Source organism: Gammaproteobacteria bacterium (assembly GCA_013696315.1).
In the GTDB taxonomy this organism is placed as follows: domain Bacteria; phylum Pseudomonadota; class Gammaproteobacteria; order JACCYU01; family JACCYU01; genus JACCYU01.
Genome location: JACCYU010000052.1, coordinates 1 through 11770 on the forward strand (window position 1 = coordinate 1; position 11770 = coordinate 11770).

The 11770-nt window shown below is 59.2% G+C and carries 10 protein-coding genes; 7 read left to right on the plus strand and 3 right to left on the minus strand.

The features are described 5' to 3' along the window. The 7 genes from H0V34_03110 to H0V34_03140 all read left to right on the plus strand — a co-directional run. Positions 1–909 (plus strand): DNA polymerase III subunit beta (locus H0V34_03110; GenBank protein MBA2490725.1); only part of this gene is annotated, 909 nt, incomplete at its 5' end. Positions 910–1000: 91 nt separating this feature from the next. Continuing rightward, positions 1001–2080 (plus strand): DNA replication/repair protein RecF, encoded by a 1080-nt coding sequence (gene recF / locus H0V34_03115; GenBank protein MBA2490726.1) that lies wholly within the window; start codon positions 1001–1003, stop codon positions 2078–2080. A 26-nt stretch (positions 2081–2106) separates the two neighbouring features. After that, the gene (gene gyrB / locus H0V34_03120) at positions 2107–4518 is read left to right on the plus strand and encodes a DNA topoisomerase (ATP-hydrolyzing) subunit B (protein MBA2490727.1); all 2412 of its coding nucleotides are present in this window, start codon (positions 2107–2109) and stop codon (positions 4516–4518) included. Positions 4519–4532: 14 nt separating this feature from the next. After that, on the plus strand, positions 4533–6575 hold the full coding sequence (gene prlC, locus H0V34_03125; protein ID MBA2490728.1) for an oligopeptidase A: 2043 nt from the start codon (positions 4533–4535) through the stop codon (positions 6573–6575). Positions 6576–6596: 21 nt separating this feature from the next. Continuing rightward, on the plus strand, positions 6597–7394 hold the full coding sequence (gene xth, locus H0V34_03130) for an exodeoxyribonuclease III (protein ID MBA2490729.1): 798 nt from the start codon (positions 6597–6599) through the stop codon (positions 7392–7394). 10 nt (positions 7395–7404) lie between these two features. After that, complete coding sequence (locus H0V34_03135; protein MBA2490730.1) at positions 7405–8790, plus strand: UbiD family decarboxylase; 1386 nt, start codon at positions 7405–7407, stop codon at positions 8788–8790. A gap of 65 nt (positions 8791–8855) precedes the next feature. Then, positions 8856–9491: a ParA family protein gene (locus tag H0V34_03140; GenBank protein ID MBA2490731.1), complete on the plus strand. Its 636-nt coding sequence runs from the start codon at positions 8856–8858 to the stop codon at positions 9489–9491. Here the strand turns inward: H0V34_03140 and H0V34_03145 are convergent. From H0V34_03145 to H0V34_03155, 3 genes are all read right to left on the minus strand, one after another. Next, positions 9488–10330, minus strand: coding sequence for a uroporphyrinogen-III synthase (locus H0V34_03145; protein MBA2490732.1), 843 nt, complete (start codon positions 10328–10330; stop codon positions 9488–9490). The genes H0V34_03140 and H0V34_03145 overlap by 4 nt on opposite strands. Beyond that, a complete protein-coding gene (gene hemC / locus H0V34_03150; protein MBA2490733.1) occupies positions 10327–11274 on the minus strand; it encodes a hydroxymethylbilane synthase in 948 nt (315 codons plus the stop codon). The genes H0V34_03145 and hemC overlap by 4 nt, the downstream gene beginning before the upstream one ends. 6 nt (positions 11275–11280) lie before the next feature. Further along, positions 11281–11770 (minus strand): histidine kinase (locus tag H0V34_03155; GenBank protein ID MBA2490734.1); only part of this gene is annotated, 490 nt, incomplete at its 5' end.

The window sequence follows — 11770 nt, forward strand, 5'->3', positions numbered from 1 at the left end:
GGCGAGACTACGTTACCCGCTCGTAAGCTTTTGGATATCTGTAAAAATCTACCCGAAAGCGCGAATCTCAGCTTGCAGGTCGCGGAAGGCAGAGCCACGCTTTCCGCGATGCGAAGCCGGTTTGTGCTCGCCACCTTGCCAGCCGCGGATTTCCCGGTTATCGAGGATATTCGCGCCGGGCAGCGCGTGACCCTGGCGCGGCAGGCACTCAAACGCCTTATTGAAAAGACGTCCTTTGCCATGGCGCAGCAGGATGTCCGCTATTACCTCAACGGGCTCCTGCTGCATATCGGCGAAGGCAGTCTGCGCGCCGTCGCGACTGACGGCCATCGCCTCGCCACAAGCATAGAGCGGATCGAGATTGCCGATGACGTCGTCAGTCAGGTAATCATCCCACGCAAGGGGGTGCAGGAGTTGCAGCGATTGCTTACTGATGGCGATGGAACCATCGACATCGAACTGAGCGCCAACCACATCAGGGCGCGGATTGGTGAACTGCGGTTTACGTCGAAGCTTGTAGATGGACGTTTTCCGGACTACGACCGGGTGTTGCCAAAGGATAGCGACAAAACGCTGCGCGTAAACAGCGAGGCATTGCGCCAGGGATTGATCAGGACCGCAATTCTGTCGAGCGAAAAGTACCGTGGCGTGCGTCTTGCCCTCGATGGTCAGACCTTGAAAATTCAGGCGCACAATCCCGATCAGGAAGAAGCCGAGGAAGACCTGGAAGTGGAATACGACGGTGAACCGCTGGAAATCGGTTTCAACGTCAATTATCTGCTCGACGTATTGGGCGCCATCAATAGTGACGCCATCGAAATCAAGCTCAAAGACGCTAACAGCAGCGCCTTGTTGCGTGCCTCTGTTTCCGAGGATTCGCTTTATGTGGTGATGCCCATGCGGTTGTGATGCACCCTGAGCGAAATTCGCCTGCGGTTTCAGAAAACGCGTCATTCGAGGCTTTTTCGAATTCCGGCCGGTTTCGATATCTCGCGCGGAAATGATTATTGAACGACTCACGATCAATAACCTACGCAACATCGAGCACGCCGAATTACAGCCATGCAGTCACGTCAATCTGATTTGTGGAGGGAACGCTGCCGGAAAAAGCACCCTTCTTGAGAGTATCGACCTGCTTTCACGGGGTCGAAGTTTCCGCGGTCACCTTTTCAGTGAGTTGGTAACGACGGGTAAGCCGCAACTCACGATCGGCGCGCGCCTGAAGTTATCGAAGCACTCGATTCGTAACGTCGGGGTTGAGAAGTCGCGGTCGGGCACACACGCGCGAATCGGGGGCGAGCCCGCCGAGTCGATCGCGCAGGTGGCAACGCTAATGCCGGTGCAGGCGCTTCATCCCGAAAGCCACCAATTGATTCAGGGGGGTCCATCTCATCGACGCAACTATTTAGACTGGGGAATGTTTCACGTGGAACCTCAGTTTTTACCAGCATGGCGACGCATGCAGCGTACGCTTCAGCAACGCAATGCAGCGTTAAAGAGCGGCGCTAACGTCGCCGCCGTACGCGCATGGAATGTCGAGTTCTGCGAGACGGCAAGCCGCATCGATCAGTTTCGCCGTTCGTACCTCAGTATGTTGGCTCCGGTCGTGGTGAATTACGTAAAGGAATTGCCTGGCGACGCGCATCTTACAATGCGTTACCACAGCGGGTGGCCGAACGATCAGCCCCTTAACGAGTTGCTCGAGAGCGAGTTGGCAGCGGATATGGAGCGTGGTCATACGCAGCGAGGACCGCATCGCGCTGATCTGGAATTGCTGATTAATGGCCGCCCGGCCAGCGGCATCGCATCCCGCGGCCAGCAAAAATTGATTGCGACTGCGCTGAAGTTCGCGCAGGCGAACTTGCTCGTGGATAAAACCGGAAACCGCTGCGTATTTCTTGTCGATGATTTATCCGCCGAACTCGAGCGGCGTTATCAGAACTTCGTGCTCCAGACGCTGATCGGACTTGGTCTCCAGATATTCGTCACCTCGATTGTGGCGAGCGACCTCGATCTAAATGTCTGCCCCTTCGCCCGATTGTTTCACGTGGAACAAGGGTGCGTGCGACAACTGGTATAATGTTACAACTGATAAACGAGCCGTTCATGACTGAAAAAATATACGATTCCACCAGCATTCAAGTGCTAAAAGGGCTGGACGCTGTCCGAAAACGGCCTGGTATGTACATCGGCGATACCGACGACGGGACCGGCTTACACCACATGGTTTTCGAGGTCGTCGACAACGCCGTAGACGAGGCGTTAGCGGGCTACTGCAGTGAGATCACGGTGACCTTGCATACGGACGGCGCCGCATCGGTTGCCGATAACGGCCGCGGCATACCGGTCGATATACACGCCGAAGAGGGGCGTTCCGCCGCAGAAGTCATAATGACGGTGCTGCACGCTGGCGGTAAATTCAACGATAACGCCTACAAGGTATCCGGCGGATTACACGGCGTGGGTGTGTCGGTGGTCAATGCCTTGTCCGCTCGTCTCGATTTAACTGTTTATCGCGCGGGCCAGGTTTATCGGCAGGAATACCGCTCCGGTAAACCGGTAAGTCCGCTGCAAGCTACTGAATCTAGTAACGAAACTGGAACACTGGTGCGGTTTTATCCGGACCCACTGGTATTCACCAACGCGGAGTTCCATTACGATATTCTGGCCGCGCGGCTGCGCGAGTTGTCGTTTCTTAATTCCGGCGTGCGTATCGTGCTGGCGGACGATCGCACCGACAGGACCGACGTATTCGAATACAAGGGCGGTATCCGAGCGTTCGTTGAGCACCTGAACCGCAACAAGACCCCTTTGCACCAGACGGTTGTGTACTTCACCACGCAGCGGGACGCTGTGAACGTGGAAGTGGCGTTGCAATGGAACGACTCTTACCAGGAGAGCATCTTCTGCTTCACCAATAACATTCCTCAGCGGGATGGTGGCGCGCATCTGGCGGGTTTCCGCGGCGGACTCACGCGCACGCTCAATCAGTACATGGAGCGCGAAGGTCTCGCCAAGAAACATAAGCTCGTGATGACCGGTGACGACTCGCGCGAGGGACTGACGGCGGTCTTGTCGATTAAGGTCCAGGATCCGAAATTCTCGTCCCAGACCAAGGAGAAGCTGGTTTCGTCCGAAGTCAAAGGCGTGGTGGAATCGACCTTGAGCGACGCGTTGTCCGACTTTCTGCTGGAGAACCCGGGAGAGGCGAAGATGATCACCGCCAAGATCATAGACGCCGCGCGGGCGCGTGAGGCGGCACGCAAGGCGCGCGAAATGACACGCCGCAAAGGTGCGCTGGACATCGCGGGTCTACCCGGCAAACTCGCCGACTGTCAGGAAAAGGATCCCGCGCACTCCGAGCTGTTTCTGGTCGAGGGCGATTCCGCCGGCGGTTCGGCCAAACAGGGGCGGGATCGGCGTACCCAGGCAATTCTGCCGCTCAAAGGCAAGATATTGAATGTGGAGAAGGCGCGCTTTCACAAGATGTTGTCATCGGCCGAGGTCGGTACGCTGATTACCGCGCTGGGCTGCGGTATCGGGCCCGACGAATTCAACGCCGACAAGCTGCGCTACCATCGCATTATTATCATGACTGACGCGGACGTGGACGGCTCGCACATCCGCACTCTGCTGCTCACGTTCTTTTACCGTCAGATGGCAGAACTCATCGAACGCAAACACGTGTACATCGCGCAACCTCCGTTGTTCAAAGTCAAGCGCGGCAAACAGGAGATCTATGCCAAGGACGAAACGGAGCTCACCGCGTTTTTGTTAAGCGTGGCGCTGGATGGCGCGCAGTTGCATGTCAACAGGCAGGCCCCGCCGGTGAGCGGCGCGGCGCTGGAAGATCTGGCGCGGGATTATAACGCCGTAATGACCGCGATTCGTCGCCTGGCGCGCCGCTACGATCGCGCGCTGCTGGAGGAAATGCTGTCCGGTCCCCCACTGGCCATCGATGCACACCGCAGGCCGGCCGTGCTGAGCGCTTGGATGGATGATGTCGTGCAGCGTATCAATGCCTATCAGCCGTCTGGAACCCGCTATGCCTGGCGCATGGACACGGATGCCGATGGCGCCACGCCGACCATCATCACAAAGCTGGTGCACGGCGTAGGCACCGACGATGTGTTTCGCCAGGAGTTCTTTAACTCGCCGGATTTCGGGTTATTGCGCGCAATGGCCGAGCGCATGCACGGACTGTTAAGCGAGGATGCCTATATTCAGCGCGGCGAGCGCACGCAACCGGTCGCCAGCTTCAAGCAGGTGATGGAGTGGCTAATGACGGAGGCGAGCCGTGGCCGCGACATTCAGCGTTACAAGGGACTGGGCGAGATGAACCCCGACCAACTGTGGGAAACGACGATGAACCCGGAGACGCGTCGTCTAATGCGGGTGAATATCGAGGACGCCGTCGCCGCCGACCAGGTGTTTACGATGCTGATGGGCGACCAGGTCGAGCCCAGACGTGAATTCATCGAGCAGAACGCACTGCTCGTCAATAATCTAGATATTTGAGTTTTAAGATATTCATGAGTAATCCACTACTTGAACAGAATGATCTGCCGGCGTTTACGCGCATCAAGCCTGAACACGTCGAGCCAGCGATCGAAAGCCTCCTGGCTGATAACCGCGCAAAGATCAAGGCGCTTATTGAGGGCAATTCAACATACAACTGGGATAACCTGATTTATCCGCTGGAAGTCGTCGATGACCGGTTAAGCCGCGCGTGGTCGCCGGTGCGCCACATGAACTCGGTGATGAACAGCCCCGCGTTACGCGCCGCCTACAACGCCTGCCTGCCAAAACTGAGTCAATACGGGACTGAAATCGGCCAGAACGAGCCGTTGTTCAAGGCGTACCAGTCCATTCATGACAGCGACCAGTTCAAAGCGCTCGATGCCGCCCAGCAGAAAACCATCGAAGATGCCCTGCGGGATTTCCGGTTGAGCGGCGTGCATTTGCAGCCCGCGGACAAGGACCGTCTCAAGGCCATCCAGCAGGAGCTGTCGCAGACGCAATCGAAGTTCGAGGACAACGTCCTGGATGCCACTCACGCGTGGAAAAAGCACGTAACGGACCCTGCGGCGCTCGCCGGTCTGCCTGAATCGTCGCTGGACATGGCGCGGCAAAGCGCCCGCAACAATGGCCTCGACGATGGCTGGCAAGTCACCCTGGAGACGCCATTGTACATTGCGGTAATGACTTACGCCGACGATCGCGAACTGCGCCGGGAACTCTACACGGCGCACAACACCCGCGCGTCCGATCAGGGTCCGCACGCCGGTCAATGGGACAACAGCGACACCCTGGAGAAGATTGTGGCATTGCGTTACGAAGCCGCCAGACTGCTGGGCTATGACAACTACGCCGAGAAATCCTTCGCCACCAAGATGGCCGAGTCGCCGCTCAAGGTAATCGAGTTTATCGAGGATCTGGCGCAGCGCGCCAAACCCGTGGCGCAACAGGAGCTCGCTGAGTTAAAGGACTTTGCCGCCGAGCACGCCGGCATCGCCGATCTGCAGCCTTGGGATGTCGCCTACATCAGTGAGAAACTGCGCCAGCATCGCTACGCACTGGCGCAGGAAGATCTCAAGCCTTACTTTCCCGTCGATCGCGTGCTTGGCGGGCTGTTCCAGGTGGTCGGCCGGCTGTACGGATGCCGCATCGAGCACGCTCACCATGTGGAAACCTGGCATCCGGATGTGCGGTTTTATCGGATTACGGACGCCGATGGCGCCGTACGCGGGCAGTTTTATCTGGATCTCTACGCGCGTCCGAATAAGCGCGGCGGCGCTTGGATGGACGAGTGCATTAACCGCATGCGTACAAACGAGGGCGTACAGTTGCCGGTGGCGTACATGACCTGCAACAGCTCGCCGCCGATCGGCGACAAGCCCGCACTGTTTACCCACGACGAGGTCATTACGCTGTTTCACGAGTTCGGCCACGGGCTGCACCATCTGCTTACCCTGGTCGATTACCCCAGCGTTGCCGGCATCAACGGAGTCGAGTGGGATGCGGTGGAACTGCCGAGTCAGTTCATGGAGAACTGGTGCTGGGAACGCACCGCGCTGGACATGTTCGCGCGGCACTACGAGACCGGCGAGCGCCTGCCTGAGGAGCTGTACCAGAAGCTGCTCACAACCAAGCATTTTCTCGCCGGCATGCAGACGTTGCGTCAGTTGGAGTTCGCGCTGTTCGATCTGCGACTGCATCTTGAATATCAGCCTGACCGTGGAAGTCGCATGCAAGAGATTCTCAGTGAAGTGCGCGACATGATCGCCGTGGTGAAGCCGCCCGAGTTCGTCCGCTTCCAGCACGGCTTCACGCACATTTTCGCAGGCGGTTACGCCGCCGGTTACTACAGTTACAAGTGGGCGGAAGTGTTGTCCGCAGATGTTTTCGCGGCGTTTGAGGAACACGGCCTGTTCGACGGCGATACGGGACAGCGATTCTTGCGCTGCATTCTGGAACGCGGTGGCACCCGGCCCGCGATGGAGCTTTTTAGGGATTTCAGGAAGCGTGAGCCGCGTATCGACGCGTTGCTGCGTCACAACGGCATGGCGGCATAGCAGCGGCGGTTAGCAAATCCTGTGAAGGTCGCGACCTGGAACGTCAACTCGCTGCGCATACGCCTGGGGCACGTGCTCGACTGGCTCGCCGCGACAGCCCCGGACGTGCTGGCTTTGCAGGAAACCAAGGTCAGCGACGAACAATTTCCAGCACAGGCGTTCGCTGATGTCGGCTATCACACCGTTTACTCGGGGCAGAAAGCCTACAACGGCGTCGCGATCTTGAGCCGCACGCCGTTGCGGGAGGTGGTGCGCGATGTCCCGGGCCTGGACGACCCGCAACGGCGCACCTTGGCGGCTAGCGTGTCCGACGGCGAAAGCGAGTTGCGCATTTTCAACGTCTACGTACCCAACGGTTCGCAGGTCAGTTTGGAGAAATACGCCTACAAGCTGGACTGGCTGCACAGGATCGCCGCACACGTGGGCGATGAGCTTGCCAGCCATAGAAACTTTGTGATCCTTGGCGACTTCAATATCGCACCGGCGGATGCGGACGTGCACGACCCCGACCTCTGGTTCGAAAAGATTCTGTGCAGCACGCCGGAACGCGAGGCGTTGAAGACATTCATAGCGCTGGGCCTGGTTGACACGTTTCGGCAATTCGAGCAGGTGGAAAAATCATATAGTTGGTGGGATTACCGCGCGGCCGGCTTTCGCCGTGGTCTAGGTTTGCGCATCGATATTATTCTGGCGAGTGCCGAGCTGTCGCAAACCTGCTCCTCGTGCCGGATCGACCGTACGCCGCGTGGCCTGCAGCGGCCATCCGATCACGCGCCCGTGATCGCCGAATTCGGAGGCGTTCAGGTCCACGCGCCGTGAAAAACAGGCTGTGAAGTACAGGGATTTACGCGATTTCGTCGCGACCCCGGAAGCGGCGGGCGAGCTCAGGCGCGTCCGGCACGAGATCGATCCCTGCCTTGAAATGACCGAAATATGCGATCGCACTCTGCGCGCGCGGGGCCCGGCGTTGCTTTTCGAGAAGCCTAAACGTTCGACCATTCAGGTACTCGCCAACCTGTTCGGCACGCCGCGGCGCGTGGCGCTGGGCATGGGGGAAGAGTCGGTTGAAGCCTTGCGCGAGGTGGGTAAATTGCTGGCGTTTCTAAAAGAACCGGATCCGCCGAAGGGCCTGAAGTCCGCTTGGAAGAGTCTGCCGATCTTCAAGAAAATCCTCGATATGGCGCCGAAAACCGTCACTCGCGCCGCTTGCCAGGAGAACACAATTAAAAAAGACCAGGTCGATCTTGCGCGCTTCCCCGTGCAGACCTGCTGGCCGGGTGACGCCGGGCCGTTAATCACGTGGGGACTGGTGGTCACCCGAGGTCCCCTAAAAGATCGCCAGAACTTAGGGATCTATCGCCAGCAGATCATCGGTCCCAATAAAGTCATTATGCGCTGGTTGTCGCATCGCGGCGCTGATCCGGCCACTACTCTGGCAGCCGTAACACCAATCCCCGATACCTTGTCAGAATTTGCGTTCGCTGGCCTGCTGCGCGGCGCGCGCACCGAGCAGGCTAAATGTCAGACCAATGATCTTTACGTGCCCGCGTCGGCCGAGATCGTGCTGGAGGGTTACATCCAGCCCGGCGAGACGGCGCCGGAAGGGCCTTTTGGCGATCACACAGGCTATTACAACGAAGTCGAAACGTTTCCGGTGTTCACCATCGAGCGCATTACCCATCGCACGAACCCCATTTATCACAGCACGTACACGGGCCGCCCGCCCGACGAGCCCGCCATGCCTGGTGTGGCGCAAAACGAGGTGTTTATCCCGCTGCTGCAGAAACAGTTTCCGGAGATTGTGGATTTTTATCTGCCGCCCGAGGGTTGCTCCTATCGCCTGGCGGTGGTGAGCATGAAAAAACAGTATCCCGGTCACGCCAAGCGGGTCATGATGGGCGTGTGGTCTTATCTCCGGCAATTCATGTATACCAAGTTCGTCATCGTGGTCGACGACGATGTGAACGCGCGCGACTGGAAAGACGTAATCTGGGCGCTGACCACGCGAGTCGATCCGGCACGCGACGCGGTGATCATCGAAAACACGCCGATCGATTATCTGGATTTCGCCTCGCCCGTGTCGGGCTTAGGTTCAAAACTGGGGCTGGACGCGAGGCGGGGCGAGACGACACGCGAATGGGGGCGCGCCATAACCATGGACGAGACGGTGAAACGCCGTGTGGATGAGATTTGGCGGGAATTGAATATAATCTGAATATAGGTCCGATCAGGCTATCGTTGTCCAGCAACAACCCAGCAACACAACAAGGGGTCGAGATCATGCGCCACATCATGATACTGAACGCCAAGGGTGGCTCCGGCAAGACCACCGTGGCGACCAATCTGGCCGGCGCTTTGGCATCGACTGGCAACAAGGTTGCGCTGGTCGATCTGGACCCACAAGGCAGCGCCACAGGCTGGCTTGGCGCGCGGTCGGCGGCGCGGCCACGCATCCAGGCACTGGGGCATAATCACAACAGCGGGAAGGTAGGTCGCGACACGGATTTTGTGATTATGGATACGCCGGCTGCGCTGCACGGCAAGCCGCTCAAGGAAATGATCCGTCGCGCCGAAACCATCCTCATCCCGGTGTTGCCGTCGCCGCTGGACATGCGCGCGGCCGCGGACTTCATCGCGGAGATCAAGAAAAATGGCCGGATCGGGCGCAAGGAGGCCAAGTTCGCGCTGGTCGCCAATCGTGCGCGCTACTACACCAATATCTACTGGGAGCTGGACGAATTTCTAACCAAACAGAAAGCCCCGTTCCTGACTATGCTGCGCGACAGCCAGAACTACATTCGCGCCGCCGAGCAGGGCTTGAGTATTTTCGAGCTGGCCGCGCACGCCACCGTGGTTGACCGCGAACAATGGATGCCGGTCATAAAATGGATCAGGAGCAAGCGCAGTCAGCCCTAAGATCCGGGGCTTTCCGTCCGTGTTTTGGATGTAGGCACGCGGTGGCTGGCCCAATGCGACAGGCGCTCGAACATAGCCTCGTCGCCGGGATCGTCCGCGACTTCGATGTTGCTGAAGCCCGCTATCTCCGCCTGGGCTCGCATGCGGGAGCTGCCCACTAATAACCACGTTCGATGCAATCGAGTTCGATATTCAGCGGCGCAGGCGTCGTCAAGATTCGACAGCGCCTCGCCGCTGGCGATGGCGATAATGTCGACAGGGTTGCTCTCCAGGCATTGACGCAACATCGCGGACAGCCCGCGCGGCACCGTTCTTCGATACACTTCGGCGTAGACCACTAACGCCCCGCGCGCTTGCAGGATTGCGCCGAGCAACTCGCGCCCGCCCTCACCGCGAAAGATTACAATGTGGCGGCCTTGAACGTCGCGCATCTCGGGGATCTTAAGCAGATCCTCGGTCGTGAAGCCCCCGCGGGGACAGATGTCGATATGTCTACCGGCCCTTTGCAGCGCCGCGGCGGTCTTGTCTCCGATCGCCGCGAGTTTCAGCTGCGCGAAGTTCGTCCCCAGCGCATACGCGCGCTCGTGCGCATAGTTAACCGCGTTCTGGCTTACAAAAATCGCGATTTCAAACTCGGCGAGGCGACCGATGATCCGGTCCGCCCCGGCAGGGTTTTCGGGCGCCGAAATTTCCAGTGCGGGCAGGCGCACGCGCCCTCCGCCGGCCGCTTCAATCATGTCGCACAGCGCGTGGGCCTGGTGGGGCGCCCGCGTGACCATGACGCGCACGCCAGCCAGCGGTCGCTCCGCGGCGAAGTCAGAGCTACCGCCGTTCATCATTGATAATAGGGAACTTCCATGCCCAGAGCAGCCAGGATTTTGCCGGCGCCCTGGGCCAGCAGCAGCTCGGCAACCTCGCGACCCAATGGCTCGGCATCCACGACCTCGCCCCGGGCGTGACCGCGGATGATCCGGTGCCCGTCCGGATAGCCGATCAGGCCACGTATGAAGATCTCATTGTCAGTCAGTTGCGCGAACCCGGCAATCGGCACCTGGCAGCCGCCATTGAGCCGCGCGTTGATTGCGCGTTCCGCCAGAACGCGCGCGTTGCTTTCGGGATCGTCCAGCGGTGCGATTAGTTCGTTGATCCGGGAGTCATCGCGCCGGCACTCGATGCCAATCGCGCCCTGACCGATTGCGGGCAGGCTCCAGTCGGTGCTTATATATTCGCGGATTCGATCTTCAAGACCCAACCGCTTCAAACCGGCCGCCGCGAGGATAATGGCCTCGAAAGTGCCTGCGTCGAGCTTGGCCAGCCGCGTGTTGACGTTGCCGCGCAGTTCGAGGATTCGTGCGCCGGGCAGTTGCGCCATAATCTGGCATTGCCGACACAGGCTGGATGTCCCAATGCGCGCATCGGGCGGCAGCGCCGCGAGTGACTCGAACCGGTTAGACACGAAAGCGTCGCGCGGATCTTCGCGTCGCATAATAACGGGCAGGTGCAGTTGCGGCGGAAAGGCCATCGGCACGTCTTTCATGGAATGCACGGCGATGTCGGCGCGCCCGTCAAGCAGGCCGTCTTCCAGCTCCTTTACAAACAGCCCCTTGCCGCCGATTTTGGCGAGCGGGCTGTCCAGCACCCGATCACCCTGGGTGCTCATGCCGACCAGCTCGACCTCAAGCTCTGGATGCAGGTTCTGAAGTTGCGCCGCGACTGCCTCCGCCTGCCAGACGGCAAGGCGGCTCCTACGGGTTGCGATACGGACGAGTTCGGCGCCGGACATATGAGACTATCGGAGTTCCACCACGGGCTGGCAATGCTGCTTGCCCGCGAGTATAACCTCCTCACCCGGCAACGCGGCCGGCGCGCGACCCGGAAATCGAAAGGCTAGCTCGCCTTCGATCGCAATCTTTATACGCCCTTTATGCTGCACGATGCGCAGATTGACCACCCCGCCTGCGGGTAACGGCTCAATGCCGTGATAAATAGCGTTCTCCATCAGCGGCTGCAAGACCAGCGCCGGAACTTTGGCGTCCGTATCTACGTCATCCTCGACGCGCCATTCGACTGTCAGGCGATCGCCCAGGCGCAGCTGCTCGATGTTGATGTAACGTCGCACGAACTCGAGTTCCTGCTCCAGGGTGACGATATCCTGTTGGCCCAGCGAGCCGCGAAAAAGATCGGCGAGGTCTTCAACGGCCTTCTCCGCGAGTTCCGGACTCGTGCGGGTGAGGCTCGCGATGGTGTTCATGCTGTTGAATAGAAAATGCGGCCGAATG